Consider the following 17,381-nt stretch of genomic DNA (forward strand, 5'->3'; position numbering starts at 1 on the left):
AGCTATGGGGTCTGTAATAGGTGTTATTGGTTTTACAAAAAAACCGCCTACCGTTTTCTTTAATTAAATTAATTTAAGATACCGTATCTTAGAAAAGTCTAATTAAAACAACGCTATGAGATTACTAATTTTATTAGGACTATTCGTCTTATCTAACACTTGTCTAGCTCAAAAAGAAGCAGATATTTATGCTATTGTTAATTCCGTTTCTGCGGAAAGAATTAAAAATGATGTTACCACTCTTGCTAATTTTGGCACAAGACATACCTTAAGCGATACCATATCAAAAACCAGAGGTATTGGCGCTGCCAGAAGATGGATTAAAAAGGAGTTCCAAAAAACAGGGGAAGATTGTAATAACTGCTTGGAAGTAACCTACCAAAAAAACTTGGTGAAAAAGGGTGAAAACGATAGGATTACAAAAGACGTTTGGGTGGTGAATGTTTTGGCCATTCAAAAAGGAACAAAATACCCCAATCGCTATATTATTATGAGTGGCGATATAGATTCTAGAGTCAGCGACCCCAACAATTACACCTCTGATTCTCCTGGAGCCAATGATAATGCTTCTGGTATGGCGGGTACTTTAGAGGCCGCTAGGGTATTATCTAAATATAGTTTTGAGAATAGTATTATTTATGTTGGTTTATCTGGAGAAGAACAGGGCCTTTTCGGAGGCAAGGGTTTGGCTGCGCATGCAAAAGAAAAAGGCTGGGAAATTATTGGCATATTAAATAATGATATGATTGGTAATATTACAGGAGTAAATGGAGTGATTAGTAATCGTGATTTTAGAATATTCTCTGAACCTGTTCCTCCTACCGAAACAGAAAAAGAAAGAAAAGCACGTAGGTTTTATGGTGGCGAAGTAGATGGTATTTCTAGACAATTGGCACGTTATGTTTATAAAACCACCAAAAAATATATGCCAGAAATGAATCCCATGCTAATTTATAGACTAGATCGTTTTGGTCGTGGTGGCCATCATAGACCTTTTAATGATGCTGGTTTTGCTGGAATTCGTATTATGGAAGCCCATGAAAACTATACCCAACAACACCAAGATATTAGAACAGAAAATGGCATTGCTTACGGAGATGTTGTAAGCCATGTAAATTTTGAATACAACAAAAAACTTACAGCTGTAAATGCCATTAGTTTAGCATCTATCGCATGGGCTCCTCCTGCCCCCAAAAAAGTAGAAATTGGTGGTATTGTAGAACCCGCAGCTAAATTTAAATGGAGTAAAGTAGATGGTGCCGTAGGGTATAAAATTTATTGGAGAGACACTACTTCACCTACTTGGGATTATAGCAAACCTGTAGGCAATGTACTACAATACACTTTAAATGGTATTGTTATTGATAATTATTTCTTTGGCATAGCATCTATAGGTGCAAACGGTCAAGAAAGTTTTATTACCTTTCCAAATGCTATTTTTAGATAACAAATTTTTATAAAATGAAAACACTCACATATTTAACTCTCTTATTCGCTTTTATATCAGTACAATCGCAAGAACTTCTTTCTTCTAAAAACACTTTTACAGAGCAAGATACTTTAAGAGGTAGTATTACTCCTGAAAGAGCTTGGTGGGATTTAAACTATTACCACCTAAAACTTGAAGTAAAGCCCGATGAAAAATACATTAGTGGTAGTAATTTAATACGATATAAGGTATTAGATGAAAAACAAACACTTCAAATAGACTTACAGCCCCCATTAATAATTGAAAAAGTAACACAAGACGGTAAAGAGTTAAAAGTAGCTTCTAATGGAAACGCGCATTTTATAACTCTTCAAAAAAAGCAAGAAAAAGGGCAATTTAATGAACTAACAGTAACCTATTCAGGACACCCAAAAGAAGCCATTAGAGCACCTTGGGATGGAGGTTTCTCTTGGAAAAAAGATGAAAATAACAAACATTTTGTAGCAACTAGTTGTCAAGGCTTAGGAGCTAGTGTTTGGTGGCCAAACAAAGACCATATGTATGATGAAGTAGACAGTATGGCAATTAGTGTTACCGTTCCTAAAGGGCTAATGAATGTCTCTAATGGGCGCCTTAGAAAAATAGAAAAACATAAAAAAACCAATACCTACCATTGGTTTGTAAGTAACCCAATTAATAATTACGGTGTAAATGTAAATATTGGCGATTATGTTCATTTTGGTGAAGTCTTTGACGGTGAAAAAGGGAAATTAGACATGGATTATTATGTACTAAGAGATAATCTAGAAAAAGCCAAAATTCATTTTACAGATGCTCCAAAAATGATGAAAGCCTTTGAGCATTGGTTTGGACCTTATCCTTTTTATGAAGACAGTTTTAAATTAGTAGAAGTTCCTTATTTAGGTATGGAACACCAAAGCTCCGTAACCTACGGTAATAAATATAAAAAAGGATACTTAGGAAAAGATTTATCTGGTAGCGGCTGGGGATTAAAGTTCGACTTTTTAATAATTCACGAAGCTGGTCATGAGTGGTTTGCTAATAATATAACCAATAAAGACATTGCCGACATGTGGATTCATGAAGGATTTACCAGTTACTCAGAAAACCTTTTTCTAGATTATTACTACGGTTCCAAGGCCTCCTCCGAATACGTAATAGGCTTACGTAAAAACATAGTTAATGACAAACCCATAATAGGCCCTTATAACGTAAATACAGGAGGTTCCAAAGATATGTATTACAAAGGCTCTAATATGCTACATACTTTACGACAAATAGTAAACAATGATAGTTTGTGGAGAACCGTATTAAGAGGGCTAAACAAAGATTTTTATCATACCACAGTAACTACCCAAGATATAGAAGATTATTTATGCAGACATACCAAAAAGGATTTAACTTCCTTTTTTGACCAATATTTAAGAACTACTAAAATCCCAAAATTGCAATATACCATAGAGGGCAACTCCTTAAAATACAGATATACCAATGTTATCCCTGGGTTTACCATGCCACTGCGCGTATTTATAAAAGAAAAAGCGTTTTGGATTCACCCTTCAGAAAATTGGAATACGAAATCCTTTAAAATGGATGTATCTACACTTAAAATTGATCCTAATTTTTATATTACCACAACTAACGTAATTGATTAGTTTTAAAACAAAATTTAAGTTATAAAAGCATGATAAGGTCTTTTTTTTATTCTTGTCTGTTTTGTATTTTTAGCGTTTTTACTATTTCTTGCAAACAAGATAGTAACGAAAAACCTATCCTAATTGCAACGGCTGCTAATATGCAAGAAGCTATGCAATTGCTAGTAGAGGATTTCACTAAAAAAACAGGAATAAAATGCCAATTAGTAGTAAGTTCTTCGGGTAAGCTAACCGCACAAATAAAAGCAGGCGCCCCATATAATATATTGGTATCTGCTGATATGAAATATCCCGAAGAAATTTATAAATCTGGTTATGCTATAACCCCTCCAAAAGTATATGCTTATGGAAAATTGGTTCTTTGGAGTGCGAATTCAAAAATTACACCATCTATTTCCTTTTTAAAAAAAGACGCTATACAACATATTGCCATTGCTAATCCTAAAACAGCTCCATATGGAAGAGCTACAGAAGACGTTTTATCATATTACAATTTAAAAGAGTTACTAATGCACAAATTTGTAATTGGTGAAAGTATATCGCAAACCAATCAATTTATTCATTCGCAAGCAGCAGAAATAGGTTTTACGGCAATGTCTACCATAACATCAGAAAAAATAAAAAAAAAAGGTAATTGGGTTGCTTTAGACACCAACACTTACCGCCCTATTAAACAATGTGTTATAGTTATAAATAAAGAAGCAGAAAGCAATAAAAAAGCCAAAAATTTTTATTCCTACCTTTCTTCGAAAGAAGCACAACTTACGTTAACAAAATTTGGATATTCTATATATGAATAGTTTTAAAGGAAATATAAGCCATATAAATACCAAAGGAAATCTGTCTATAATTACTATTCAAATTAATGATAAAATAAAACTTAAGTCTATTGTAGTAGAAACTCCAAAAACAGCATCATTCTTACATATAAATAATGAAATAGCAGTACTTTTTAAAGAAACAGAAGTTATTATTTCTATAGACCAAAATAGTAAGAGTAGTGTGCAAAATAGCATTTTGGGAACTATAAAGTCTATTGAAAAAGGAGCTCTTTTAAGCAAAGTAAATTTGGCAACTTCTGCTGGGGATTTAACCACCATAATAAGTACCGATGCAATAACCGATTTAAACTTAAAAATAGACCTAAAAGTTACCGCCCTAATTAAATTAAATGAAATAATGCTTTCTAACACATGAATTGGGAACCTTTAATACTAACCTTTAAATTAGCACTAGTAACAACAGTGTTGTTACTCATTATAGCTATTCCCTTGTGCTATTGGTTAGCCTATTCTAAATCTAGAATTAAACCTATTATAGAAACACTGGTAAGTATGCCTTTGGTATTACCCCCAACAGTTCTAGGGTTTTATTTTCTTGTTGCTTTTAGTCCTAATAATGCTTTAGGAGATTGGTTAAATGGCACTTTGGGAATTAAATTGCTTTTTTCATTCCCTGGGCTGGTTATAGCATCTATCTTTTATAGCTTGCCCTTTATGGTACACCCTATTCAATCTGGACTATACAGCATTTCTCCTTCTTTAAAAGAAGCTGCATATGTTATGGGAAAATCTAAATTTTCTACTTTAATCCGTGTTCTTCTTCCGAATATAAAATCTTCTTTATTAACCGGTATTGTTCTTTCTTTTGCACATACCATAGGCGAATTTGGTGTTGTACTAATGATTGGTGGTAATATTCCTGGAGAAACAAAAGTGGCTTCCATAGCAATTTATGATGAGGTAGAAGCACTAAATTATAGTGCCGCTAACTCTTACTCGCTAGTGCTTTTTGCTATAACCTTTTGTATTCTTTTAATGGTATATTTAATTAATGGCGGATACTTAAAAAAATCTAGGAAATGATTGCGCTTAATATTCAAAAAGAATTACAATCTACCGATGGCAAAATGCTACTAAACCTTAATTTAAGAATTAACAAAGGGCAATTGGTAACTTTATATGGCCCATCTGGAGTAGGAAAAACATCTACATTAAGAATGCTCTCTGGACTCTTAAAACCAGGAGAAGGGGTTATTACGGTTAATGATACTACCTGGTTTAGTACAGATAAAGATATAAATCTAAAACCTCAGCTTAGAAAAATTGGGTATGTTTTTCAGGATTATGCTCTTTTCCCCCATATGAGTGTACTACAGAACTTAGAGTTTGCGCTTCATAAAAACCAAAAGAGCAATATTATTACCGAGCTCCTAACCATAATGGAGCTAGACCAACTTAAAGGCAGAAAACCAGACACGCTTTCTGGAGGACAAAAACAAAGAGTAGCATTAGCAAGAGCTCTTGTTCAAAAACCAGAAATACTATTACTAGATGAGCCTCTTTCTGCTCTAGATAGTACTATACGATTAAAACTACAAGACTACATCTTAAAGGTTCATAAGAAATATAGTTTAACCACCATACTAATAAGTCATGATATTGGTGAAATCTATAAGCTATCGGATTGGGTTTTTGTTTTAAAAGATGGCCTTTTAATCCAAGAAGGTACACCATCGGAAGTATTTATCTCCAAAAAAGTAAGTGGCAAATTTAAGTTTACAGGAGAAATTATATCCATAGAAAAGGAAGATGTTGTATTCATTGTCCGTGTTCTTATTTTCTCCGAAATAGTAAAAGTGATTGCACAAGAATCTGAAATTCAAAATTTAGGTCCTGGAGATAAAGTAATAATAGCCTCAAAAGCTTTTAATCCTATTATATTAAAACTGGAGTAAATACCTTTTTAGAATAAAAATCTAGCGAAATAAATCGCTAAAAATATTCTAATAATTTATTTAAGAAAACTCCTGAAACCTCCGTAAAACCCATAAACAATACGATTTACGTTTACGATATCGATATCGTAAGTTTTTTGATTATATGATTTCTGTCATATAACTCGCAACCCCTTACTTCTAATTTTGTGGTGTATTAATAAAGGAACCTAATAACACATATAAAAACACACGAATTATGAACATATCTCATATTGAGCATTTAGGAATTGCAGTAGATAACTTAGAAGATTCTATAAAATATTATGAAGGGGTGCTCGGCCTTAAATGTTATTCTGTAGAAGAGGTTACTGATCAAAAAGTAAAAACAGCTTTTTTCTTGGTAGGATCCACAAAAATTGAACTTCTAGAAAGTACTTCCCCGGATGGCCCTATTGGCAAATTCATAGCAAAAAAAGGACAAGGAATTCATCATATTGCTTTTGCCGTAGACGATGCAACAAAAGCATTACAAGTAGCAGAAGAAAGAGGCGTACAATTAATAGATAAGGTTTCTAGAAAAGGAGCAGAAGGATTAGAAATAGGATTCCTTCATCCAAAATCTACATTAGGCGTTCTTACCGAATTATGCTCAAAACCTAAAAAATAACACCCTTTTTAATAAGCAAGTAACCCAATATATTACGATGGCAAATCAAGATAAAATTAATGAGCTCATTGAGAAAAGAGCAAAAGCAAAACTCGGTGGTGGTGAAAAAAGAATTGATTCCCAGCACTCTAAAGGAAAATTAACAGCCCGGGAACGAATTGACATTCTTTTAGATGAAGATAGTTTTGAAGAGTTTGATATGTTTGTTACCCATAGAACCAAATCTTTTGGTTTAGATAAACAGGTTTATCTTTCCGATGGTGTAATAACCGGTCACGGTACTATAGACGGAAGAATAGTGTATGTATTCTCTCAAGATTTTACGGTGTTTGGAGGTTCATTATCAGAGACTTATGCTCTAAAAATTTGTAAAATAATGGATATGGCAATGAAAATTGGTGTCCCTGTTATTGGTCTTAATGATAGTGGTGGTGCTCGTATTCAAGAAGGTGTTCGTTCACTTGCTGGTTATGCAGAGATTTTTCAACGTAATATAATGGCTTCTGGAGTTATTCCTCAAATATCTTCCATATTAGGTCCCTGTGCTGGTGGTGCTGTTTATTCGCCTGCCTTAACTGATTTTACTATAATGACGGACCAAACAAGTTATATGTTTGTTACAGGTCCTAAAGTGGTTAAGTCCGTTACTGGTGAGGTTGTAACTACAGAAGAACTAGGTGGTGCTCAAATTCACTCTACAAAATCTGGTGTCTCTCACTTTTTAGCAGAAAACGATGAAGAAAACCTTCTTTTGGTAAGAAAATTAATGAGCTACCTTCCTAGCAATAATTTGGAAGATCCACCATCTATTAAATGTTCGGACCCTATTGATAGATTAGATGATATTCTGAATGATATTATACCAGAAAATCCTAATCAACCTTATGATATTGTAGATGTTATTTCTGTTATAACGGATAATGGAGAATTTACAGAAGTACATAGAAATTATGCACGTAACATTACGGTGGGCTTTGCTCGTTTTAATGGCCACCCTGTGGGTATTGTGGCTAACCAGCCTAAATATTTTGCTGGTGTTTTAGATTGTGAAGCATCTAGAAAAGCTGCTCGTTTTGTTCGTTTCTGCGATGCATTTAATATTCCTATTGTAACTCTAGTAGATGTACCAGGATTTTTACCAGGTACAGGTCAAGAATATGCAGGTATAATTCTACACGGTGCAAAACTGTTATTTGCTTATGGTGAAGCAACTGTTCCTAAAGTTACCATTACACTACGTAAATCTTATGGCGGTGCTCATGATGTAATGAGTTGTAAGCAACTTCGTGGCGATTTAAATTATGCATGGCCAACTGCAGAGATAGCAGTTATGGGTGCTAAAGGAGCTGTAGAAGTCTTAGAAGGTTCTAATATTAGAAAAATAGAAGATGCCAATGAAAAACAAGAATACATAGAGAAAAAAGAGGATGAGTATAATACCAAATTTGCTAATCCTTATGTAGCTGCTAAATACGGATTTATTGATGATGTTATTGAGCCAAGAAACACAAGATTTAGAATTGTTAGAGCTCTAGAATTACTTAGTAACAAGAAAGAAGTAAACCCTCCTAAAAAACACTCTAATATCCCATTATAATGGCAAATATATTATTATTTACAGACCAAATAAGCCAAGGCTACATTATACTAATCACTGGGTTAGTAATTGTATTCAGTGCGCTTTTAACACTCTCTTTATTCTTTCAGCATGGGCTACCGGTTATGCTATATCTATATAAGATTATAACCAAAGGAAGAGAGAAAAAAATAAAGGATATTAAAGTAGAAGCAGATAAGGAGTTTACCGGTGAAATAGCCGCAGCCATATCTTTAGCGCTACACATGTATTTAAATGAGCAGCATGATAATGAGAATGCCGTCTTAACTATTAAACAAGCAAGAAAATTGTATTCTCCTTGGAGCTCCAAAATATATGGTATTCAAAATAGACTAAAATAAACCGAGTAGCAAAAAAATACAACTAATGAAAAACTTTGCATTTAAAATAAACGAAAACAGTTACAAGGTTAAAATTGTTTCTCAAGAAAATAACAAAATAGAACTAGAAGTAAACGGAACTTCTTACGCCGTAGAAATGGATAAGGATATTAAATCTAAAAAAACCCCTACTCTAGTTCGTGCAGCTTCTAAAAGACCCGCAGAGCCTCTTAAAGTAAACCCTACTTCTTCTAAAACTAAAATTGTAGCTCCTATTCCTGGAACTATACTTAGTCTAAATATTAAAATAGGAGATGTTATTAAAGTCGGTGATTCCCTTTTAATACTAGAAGCCATGAAAATGGAAAACAATATTGTTGCAGAAAAAGCTGGTACAGTAACCGCTATGAATATAGCCGTTGGGCAGCAAGTATTGCAAAATGAAGTAATGATAGAACTAGAATAAAAATTAGAGCATCCATTTTCTTACATCTAAAGAGAAAAGAAAATGGCTCTTAAAGCATAAACAAATGAAAAAATTAATAATTCTTTTTAGTGTTCTTTCTGTTCTATTATTTGTAAGACCTTTACTATTTAGTACTACTAACAGTCCAGATTTTAATAACACTTCTGTTGCAGCCAATGAAACACCACAAGAAGATGGAGAATCTTTTTATTCGGATGCATTTAAAGGCATAAGCCAATTTTATCAATACACAGGTTTTGCTAATGCAACATGGGGTAATATAATAATGATTCTTATAGGAATTGTCTTTATTTACCTTGGTATTAAATACGATTATGAGCCCCTACTACTAATCCCTATTGGCACGGGTGTTATTCTAGGTAATATTCCATTTGTCCCAGGAAACCAAACGGGTATATATGAGGCAGGTTCTGTCTTTAACTATCTCTATTTTGGAGTAGTAAAAGGAATATATCCGCCTTTGATATTTTTAGGTATTGGTGCCATGACAGATTTTTCGTCCCTTATTGCCAATCCTAAACTAATGTTATTAGGTGCAGCTGCTCAAATAGGCGTATTTGCTACATTTCTAGGAGCTTTATATTTAGGATTTAACCTTCCAGAAGCTGGCGCAATTGGTATCATTGGTGGTGCAGATGGCCCTACTGCTATTTTCCTTTCGTCCAAACTTGCAAATGGTATTAACCTTCTTCCAGATGGTACTACCGTTAAAAACCTTATTGGCCCTATTGCCATTGCCGCATACTCTTACATGGCTTTGGTTCCAGTAATTCAACCCCCAATAATGCGCTTACTGGTAAATAAAGAAGATCGTAAAATTAAAATGAAACCACCAAGAGCGGTTTCTCAAAAAGAAAAAATGATTTTCCCCGTAGTAGCCTTATTGTTAACTACATTTATTTCTCCTAGTGCATTACCATTATTAGGAATGTTGTTCTTTGGTAACTTACTAAAAGAATCTGGTAGAACAGAGCGTTTAGCAGATACTGCTCGTACCAAATTAATTGATATTGTTACCATATTATTAGGGGTAACTGTAGGAGCATCGACACAAGCAGATATATTCATAACTAAAGATTCCATGTTAATATTTGGCCTAGGAGCAATATCCTTTGTCATAGCAACTATGGGAGGATTATTTTTTGCCAAATTCATGAATCTATTCTTAAAAGGAGACAACAAAATAAATCCATTAATCGGTGCCGCAGGTGTTTCGGCAGTACCAGATAGTGCCAGAGTTGTCCATGCGGAGGCTTTAAAATCGGACCCATCTAACTATTTATTAATGCATGCCATGGCACCAAACGTATCGGGTGTAATTGGTTCTGCAATTGCGGCGGGTATTATTTTAAGTTTCTTAGGATAAAACAACATAATTTTTTTAGCATAACAACAAATATTTACTACCATGAAAATACCAAATGTAATGTCAGCTGATGAAGCTGTAAAACTTATAAAATCCGGAAATAGAGTATTAATTCAAGGCGGTTCAGCAACTCCACAGACTTTAATTAAAGCTATGGTAAAACATGGCCCTCAATTAAAAGGAGTAGAAATTGTTCACTTACATACCGAAGGAGAATGTGGCTATACAGATCCATCTTTAAAAGAAAGCTTTAGAACTAGCGCTTTTTTTATCGGTGGTAATGTTCGGAAAATGGTAGGTAATACCGTAGATTATATTCCTATATTTTTAAGTGATATTCCAAGTCTTTTTCGTCAAGGATATATGGACTTAGATGTAGTTCTTGTTAATGTTTCACCACCAGATAAACATGGTTTCTGTTCTTTAGGTGTCTCTGTAGATATCGTTATTTCTGCTATAGAAAAAGGAAAAAAAGTGATTGCCCAGATAAACCCAAGAATGCCACGAACTTTCGGAGATGCTATTGTTCATTTAAACCAGTTCCATGCTTGCGTTCTTGTAGAGGAAGAAATACACGAAATGAAATTTGTTGCTCCCTCTAAAGAAGAAGAAGCAATAGGAAAAAATATTGCCGAGATTATTGAAGATGGCGCTACCCTACAAATGGGGATTGGTGGTATTCCTAATGCTGTATTAACGTACTTACATAACCATAAAGATTTAGGAATACATACTGAAATGTTTTCGGAAGGAATCGTAGATTTAGTAGAAAAAGGAATCGTTAATGGCTCTAAAAAGAAAATAAATCCAAATAAAATTATTTCAGGATTTGCAATGGGAACCAGACGCCTATACGATTTTATGGATGATAACCCTGAAATTGAAATGTTAGATATTGCTTATGTAAATGACACAGCTATTATACGCCAAAACCCTAAGGTTACTGCTATAAACTCTGCCATCGAAATAGATTTCACTGGTCAAGTTTGTGCCGATTCTATAGGTACTAGAATGTTCTCTGGTGTTGGTGGTCAAATGGATTTTATGCGTGGTGCTGCTCTTTCTCAAGGAGGAAAACCAATTATTGCTGTTACCTCTACAACGCTTAAAGGTGTATCTAAAATTGTACCAGCACTTAAACCTGGTGCTGGAGTGGTTACAACACGTGCACATGCTAGATTTGTTGCAACGGAATATGGTGTAGCAGAGTTATTTGGTAGAACTTTAAAACAAAGAGCACAATCTTTAAGAGATATTGCACACCCTGATCATAGAGAAGGATTAGATCAAGCAATTTTCGAAAGATTTGGAAGTAGTCTAATGGTTAAGTAATTTAACCTTCTTTAATGAATGATATTATGAATAATACAAATAATACAAATAAAAAACTCTTCACCGGTTTTGAGACTGTTACCAAGGAGAAATGGATGGAAAGGGTTACCGTAGATTTAAAAGGTGCTGATTTTAATAAGAAATTAGTTTGGAAAAACTTAAGTAAAATTAATATTCAGCCTCTTTATAATACTGAAGATGCTAAAGAGTATTTAAAAAATACAGGAGAAAACTCCCAAACTTTAGTAAACTATAGAAGTATTTATGTTTCTTCGGAAAAAAGAGGAAACGCTTTGGCTTTAGACGCTATAAAAGAAGGTCATAATGGTATTCTTTTTATCGTTAAAGGCAATATGGCTCCTGCCCGACTTTTAAAAGATATAGACTTAAACAAAATTACCGTTTCGTTTACTATAAAGAAAAACGCAGCAACATTTGTCCAAAATTTTATAGCACATGTTAAAAGCAGTAAAGTAAAAGCTAACAACCTTAAAGGTTTTGTAGACACTCAATTAATCTCTAAATATGTTACCAAAGGAGAATTTGCTAAGAAAGCATTTAGCGAAGCTGCTGAAGTATTTTCTTTAGTTGAAAAATACCCCAATTATAAAGCACTAACTATTTCTGGCAGTGAATATTTAGATTCAGGAGCCAACCAAGTACAAGAAATTGCCTATACCTTAAATTCTTTGGTATATGTAATAGAAAAACTTTCTGAAAAAGGAGTTAACACACAAGACATCTTTGACAATCTTAATTTTAAATTTGCAATAGGCCTAGAATACTTTGTAGAAATCGGAAAATTCAGAGCTTTCAATAACCTCTTAAAAGAAATTGCTACAAAGTACGAGATTAAAGAGTTTAAGCATACTATACTTGCTAAAACATCTATTTGGAGTAAATCTATTACCGATGCACATACCAATTTATTAAGAGCAACCACCGAAGCTATGTCTGCTATTTTAGGCAATGTAGATGGTGTTTTAGTAGATGCTTATGATAACGAATTTAATGATGCATCAGACTTTTCTAGTCGAATAGCAGGTAATATAACCACTATCCTAAAAGAAGAATCTTATTTCGGAAAAGTAGCAAACCCTGTAGATGGGTCTTATTATATAGAAGAAGTATCATTAGCAATTGCAGAAAAAGCTTTAGAACTATTTAAAACTATTGAAGCTGAAGGTGGTTTCTATACCGCTTTTGAAAAAGAAATAATTCAAGAGCAAGTAGCAGAAATTAGATTGCAAAAATTAAAACTAATAAGCCAAAGACGACTACCAATGGTTGGTATTAATAAATACCCTAACCTAATGGAGAAAGTTTCTTCTGAGCTACTGTCCAATGGAAACACTAACAAAAATAGTAAACTTCTAAAACCACGTAGAGCATCTCTAGAAATTGAAGCCATGCGTAAAAAAACAGAAGAATTGGTTGAGCAAACTAAAGTTAGACCCATTGTAGAACTTACTAGTTTTGGAAACTTAAATATGCGTAAAGCAAGAGCCGCATTTGCTTATGATTTTGTTGGTGTAAGTGGCTATAATGTACAACAAGAAAAAAGTCATGAAAGCGCAGAACAAGCTGCAGAATCAAGTGCAAAATCTGACTCTCATGTAGTTGTAATATGTAGCTCAGACCAAGACTATGATGAAAAAGCTCTTAGCTTTATACAAGCTTTTAGAGCGATAAGTAAAGACAAAATTTTATTACTGGCAGGAAACCCTACTGGAGATTTAATGAAAGAATTAACCGACGCAGGATTAGATGGTTGTGTTAATTTACGTTCCGATGTACTTGTTACGATTACCAGTATTCAAAATAAAATACAGAAAATCTTAAACCCATTAGCAGTATGAGACCCGATTTTTCAGATTTAAAACTAAATACCGCAGTTGAAGAAAAGGAAGCTGCTAAAGGAAAGGAAGCTGTTTGGAATACTCCAGAAGGAATTCCTGTAAAAAAACACTTTACTAAAGAAGATATTCTAGAGGCTGAGCATTTAAAATTTACTGCTGGTGTACCTCCATTTTTAAGAGGCCCATATAGCGCAATGTATGCTATGCGCCCTTGGACAGTACGTCAATACGCAGGTTTTTCAACTGCCGAAGAATCTAATGCATTTTATAGAAGAAACTTAGCCGCAGGTCAAAAAGGACTTTCTGTTGCTTTTGATTTGGCTACACACCGTGGTTACGATTCGGATCACCCTCGTGTTACTGGTGATGTTGGTAAAGCTGGCGTTGCTATAGATTCTATTTTAGATATGCAGGTTTTATTTGACCAAATTCCGTTAGATAAAATGTCGGTTTCCATGACAATGAATGGTGCCGTATTACCTATTATGGCATTCTATATTGCTGCTGCAAAAAAACAAGGCGTTTCTTTAGATAAGCTTTCTGGTACTATTCAGAATGATATTTTAAAAGAATTTATGGTGCGTAATACATACATATACCCACCAGCACCATCCATGCAAATTATTGGTGATATTTTTGATTACACCACTAAAAATATGCCTAAGTTTAATTCTATCTCTATTAGTGGATACCACATGCAAGAAGCAGGTGCTACAGCAGATATTGAATTAGCATATACTTTAGCAGATGGAATGGAATATATACGAACCGGATTAAAATCTGGTTTAAAAATTGATGAGTTTGCTCCCAGACTATCTTTCTTCTGGGCAGTAGGTATGAACCATTTTATGGAAATTGCAAAAATGCGTGCTGCACGTATGCTTTGGTCAAAAATTATAAAAACATTCAACCCACAAAACCCAAAATCTATGGCTTTGCGTACGCATAGTCAAACTTCTGGATGGAGTTTAAGTGAGCAAGACCCATTTAACAATGTGGCTCGTACTTGTATAGAGGCAATGGCTGCCAGTTTAGGAGGAACACAATCCCTACATACTAACGCCTTAGATGAAGCAATTGCTTTACCAACAGATTTCTCTGCAAGAATTGCACGTAATACGCAAATCTTTATCCAAGATGAAACCCAAATGACAAAAGCGGTGGATCCTTGGGCTGGTTCTTACTATGTGGAGTATTTAACACAAGAAATAGCCCAGAAAGCTTGGAAACTTATTGAAGAAGTAGAAGAACTAGGCGGAATGGCAAAAGCGATTGAAACCGGAGTTCCTAAAATGCGTATTGAAGAAGCTTCTGCTCGTAAACAAGCACGTTTAGATTCTGGTAAGGATATACTCGTTGGTGTAAATAAATTTAAAACAAATGAACCTTCTAATATTGAAATATTAGAAGTAGATAACACTGCCGTTAGAGACTCTCAGATTGCACGTATTAATAAAATGAAAGCAGATAGAGACCAAGCTGTCGTAGATGCTAATATTGCTGCTTTATCTAAATGTGCAGAAACTGGAGAAGGTAATTTATTAGAATTAGCTGTTGAAGCTGCCGAAAACTTTGCTACATTAGGTGAAATATCCGATGCTTTAGAAGTCCATTTTGGAAGACATAAGGCAGATACTAAATTAATAAGCGGCGTGTATAGTAAAGAAGTAGATAACGATAGTACTTTTGCAAAAGCCCAAAAATTGGCTGATAAATTTGCAGAGATAGAAGGTCGTAGACCTCGTGTAATGATTGCAAAAATGGGGCAAGATGGGCACGATAGAGGTGCTAAAGTAGTTGCTTCTAGTTTTGCCGATTTAGGTTTCGATGTAGATATGGGCTCTTTATTCCAAACCCCAGAAGAAGTAGCAAAACAGGCTATAGAAAATGATGTGCATTTTGTAGGAGCTTCTAGTTTAGCTGCTGGCCATAAAACTTTAATTCCACAATTAATTGGGGAATTAGAAAAGCTAGGCCGACCAGATATTATGGTTTTTGCCGGTGGCGTAATACCACAACAAGATTATGATTATCTATTAGAACGCAAAGTAGCAGCTATTTTTGGCCCAGGTACTGTAATATCAGAATCTGCAATAACTATAATGGAGAAATATTTAGAGTTAGATTAACACTACCTATTTATGTAAAACCCCCAAAACGTATCCGTTTTGGGGGTTTTCTTTTTTAAAAGCTTTCCTCCTACTCTAAAAGCTAATTTGTAGTAATATTATGTTAAAATTAAGAGGAATATCGCTAAGTAAAACGTAAATTTAAGGGTATACAATTGTTATATCTAATTACAAAAAGATGGAAACAACAAATTTCGACACACTATCCCAAGCTGTTAATACTTTAACAAAGAAAGGTTTTTCCGAAGACTTTAAAGCGGAAGAAAAACATATCGTTGCATTATATTCCAAGAGAGAATATGTACCAGAAGACCTTGTTATTTCCGAGTCCTTTCGTTTCGAGGGAATTAGTAACCCAGAAGACGAAACAGAACTCTTTGCCATTGAAGCAAAAGACGGTACAAAAGGTACTTTAGTAATGTCTTACAGTGCAAAACACAACCAAAATGTAGAGTTAATTAAGAAAATAAAAATCCAATAAATGACTTTTATAGATTATTATAAAATATTGGGTATACCAAAGAATGCTACTGAGAAAGACATTAAAAAAGCATATCGAAAATTAGCCCGTAAATATCATCCAGATTTAAATCCTGACAATAAAGAAGCCGAAAAAAAATTCAAGGAAATTAATGAAGCAAATGAAGTATTAAGTAATGCGGAAAACCGTAAGAAGTACGACAAATACGGAAAAGATTGGAAACATGGTGAGGAGTTTGAAAAAGCAAAGCAACAGCAACAAGCCCAAAGACAGCATCAGGGATACTCGGCTGCCAATGGTGGCTACTCAGATCAAGATTTTTCTGATTATTTTGAATCCATGTTTGGGCGAGCAAAAACTTCTTCTAATCGAGGCAACAGAAATTTTAAAGGCCAAGATTTTAATGCGGAACTTCAATTAGATTTAAAAGATGTTTATTCCACCCATAAACAAGTATTAACCGTTAACGGCGCTAAAATAAGGCTCACTATTCCTTCGGGCGTAGAGAACGGTCAGGTTATTAAAATAAAAGGGAAAGGTGGAAAAGGCATAAACGGGGGTATTAATGGAGATTTGTACATTAAATTTTTTATTAAAAACCACACACAATTTAAAAGAGAAGGAAACAATTTATATGCCACTGTAGATTTAGATTTATATACTTCTATTCTAGGAGGAGAAATAACGGTAGATACTTTTAATGGAAAAGTTAAAATAAAAATTGCCCCGGAAACACCCGATGGAACAAAGATAAAACTCAAAGGCAAAGGTTTTCCTGTGTATAAAAAAGACAATCAATTTGGCGACTTAATAGTCACTTATCGCATAAAAATTCCAACAAAATTAAGTGATAAAGAAAAAGAGTTGTTTACAGAACTACAAAAATTACGATAAAATGGGACTACAAGATTTAATACGTATAGATACCCTTTGTTCCTTCTATAAATTAGAAATATCATTTTTTGATGATTTAGATAATATTGGACTTATAAAATTGGAAACGTTTGAACAGCAAAAATTCATTCATCAAGATAAAATAAGTGACCTTGAAAAAATAATTAGACTCCATCACGAATTGCATGTAAATATAGAAGGCATTGATATTGTTTTTAATCTCATTGAAAAAGAGCTAAAATTACAAGAAGAAATAAATTCCTTAAAAAACAGATTACGCCTGTACGAAGATAATTTGTAATGCATGTCTCGTCCTAAATAATCGATACAGATTATTAAAGGATTAAATTTATTAATTAAAGCTGAACAATGATATCATTGTTCAGCTTTTTTGTTTTGTACTG

General features: G+C 34.0%; 17 protein-coding genes. All 17 read left to right on the forward strand.

Going from position 1 to position 17,381, the window contains the following annotated elements; translation table 11 throughout:
- Window positions 1-115: 115 nt before the first annotated feature.
- The 17 genes from QZZ51_RS05105 to QZZ51_RS05185 all read left to right on the forward strand — a co-directional run bounded on the left by QZZ51_RS05105 (window position 116) and on the right by QZZ51_RS05185 (window position 17,278).
- On the forward strand, window positions 116-1,447 hold the full coding sequence (locus tag QZZ51_RS05105; protein WP_291866814.1) for a M28 family metallopeptidase: 1,332 nt from the start codon (window positions 116-118) through the stop codon (window positions 1,445-1,447).
- 14 nt (window positions 1,448-1,461) lie between these two features.
- On the forward strand, window positions 1,462-3,105 hold the full coding sequence (locus QZZ51_RS05110) for a M1 family metallopeptidase (RefSeq protein ID WP_291866816.1): 1,644 nt from the start codon (window positions 1,462-1,464) through the stop codon (window positions 3,103-3,105).
- A 29-nt stretch (window positions 3,106-3,134) separates the two neighbouring features.
- Window positions 3,135-3,905, forward strand: coding sequence for a molybdate ABC transporter substrate-binding protein (gene modA / locus QZZ51_RS05115; protein ID WP_291866819.1), 771 nt, complete (start codon window positions 3,135-3,137; stop codon window positions 3,903-3,905).
- Window positions 3,898-4,302: a TOBE domain-containing protein gene (locus QZZ51_RS05120; protein WP_291866821.1), complete on the forward strand. Its 405-nt coding sequence runs from the start codon at window positions 3,898-3,900 to the stop codon at window positions 4,300-4,302. The genes modA and QZZ51_RS05120 overlap by 8 nt, the downstream gene beginning before the upstream one ends.
- Window positions 4,299-4,970: a molybdate ABC transporter permease subunit gene (gene modB / locus QZZ51_RS05125; protein WP_291866824.1), complete on the forward strand. Its 672-nt coding sequence runs from the start codon at window positions 4,299-4,301 to the stop codon at window positions 4,968-4,970. The genes QZZ51_RS05120 and modB overlap by 4 nt, the downstream gene beginning before the upstream one ends.
- Entirely contained in the window at window positions 4,967-5,842 is an 876-nt protein-coding gene (locus QZZ51_RS05130; RefSeq protein ID WP_291866827.1) for an ATP-binding cassette domain-containing protein, read from the forward strand. The genes modB and QZZ51_RS05130 overlap by 4 nt, the downstream gene beginning before the upstream one ends.
- Window positions 5,843-6,080: 238 nt before the next feature.
- Window positions 6,081-6,491 carry a methylmalonyl-CoA epimerase gene (gene mce / locus QZZ51_RS05135; protein WP_291866830.1) on the forward strand — a complete coding sequence of 137 codons (411 nt, stop codon included), beginning with the start codon at window positions 6,081-6,083 and terminating at the stop codon, window positions 6,489-6,491.
- A gap of 37 nt (window positions 6,492-6,528) precedes the next feature.
- Window positions 6,529-8,088 (forward strand): acyl-CoA carboxylase subunit beta, encoded by a 1,560-nt coding sequence (locus QZZ51_RS05140; protein ID WP_291866832.1) that lies wholly within the window; start codon window positions 6,529-6,531, stop codon window positions 8,086-8,088.
- Window positions 8,088-8,450, forward strand: coding sequence for an OadG family protein (locus tag QZZ51_RS05145; protein ID WP_291866835.1), 363 nt, complete (start codon window positions 8,088-8,090; stop codon window positions 8,448-8,450). The genes QZZ51_RS05140 and QZZ51_RS05145 overlap by 1 nt, the downstream gene beginning before the upstream one ends.
- A 25-nt stretch (window positions 8,451-8,475) precedes the next feature.
- Window positions 8,476-8,895: a biotin/lipoyl-containing protein gene (locus QZZ51_RS05150; RefSeq protein WP_291866838.1), complete on the forward strand. Its 420-nt coding sequence runs from the start codon at window positions 8,476-8,478 to the stop codon at window positions 8,893-8,895.
- A 64-nt stretch (window positions 8,896-8,959) separates the two neighbouring features.
- Window positions 8,960-10,282 (forward strand): sodium ion-translocating decarboxylase subunit beta, encoded by a 1,323-nt coding sequence (locus QZZ51_RS05155; RefSeq protein ID WP_291866840.1) that lies wholly within the window; start codon window positions 8,960-8,962, stop codon window positions 10,280-10,282.
- Window positions 10,283-10,324: 42 nt separating this feature from the next.
- Window positions 10,325-11,614 (forward strand): acetyl-CoA hydrolase/transferase C-terminal domain-containing protein, encoded by a 1,290-nt coding sequence (locus QZZ51_RS05160; protein ID WP_291866843.1) that lies wholly within the window; start codon window positions 10,325-10,327, stop codon window positions 11,612-11,614.
- A gap of 26 nt (window positions 11,615-11,640) precedes the next feature.
- A complete protein-coding gene (locus tag QZZ51_RS05165; protein WP_291866846.1) occupies window positions 11,641-13,473 on the forward strand; it encodes a methylmalonyl-CoA mutase family protein in 1,833 nt (610 codons plus the stop codon).
- The gene (scpA, locus tag QZZ51_RS05170; RefSeq protein ID WP_291866849.1) at window positions 13,470-15,602 is read left to right on the forward strand and encodes a methylmalonyl-CoA mutase; all 2,133 of its coding nucleotides are present in this window, start codon (window positions 13,470-13,472) and stop codon (window positions 15,600-15,602) included. The genes QZZ51_RS05165 and scpA overlap by 4 nt, the downstream gene beginning before the upstream one ends.
- Before the next feature lie 178 nt (window positions 15,603-15,780).
- On the forward strand, window positions 15,781-16,083 hold the full coding sequence (locus tag QZZ51_RS05175) for a phosphoribosylpyrophosphate synthetase (protein WP_291866851.1): 303 nt from the start codon (window positions 15,781-15,783) through the stop codon (window positions 16,081-16,083).
- Window positions 16,084-16,977, forward strand: a complete 894-nt coding sequence (locus QZZ51_RS05180) for a J domain-containing protein (protein ID WP_291866854.1) — start codon at window positions 16,084-16,086, stop codon at window positions 16,975-16,977. It begins immediately after the preceding gene.
- 1 nt (window position 16,978) lies between these two features.
- The gene (locus QZZ51_RS05185; RefSeq protein ID WP_291866856.1) at window positions 16,979-17,278 is read left to right on the forward strand and encodes a chaperone modulator CbpM; all 300 of its coding nucleotides are present in this window, start codon (window positions 16,979-16,981) and stop codon (window positions 17,276-17,278) included.
- Window positions 17,279-17,381: the final 103 nt, after the last annotated feature.

Source organism: Maribacter sp. (assembly GCF_016744255.1).
Taxonomy (GTDB): Bacteria; Bacteroidota; Bacteroidia; order Flavobacteriales; family Flavobacteriaceae; genus Maribacter_B.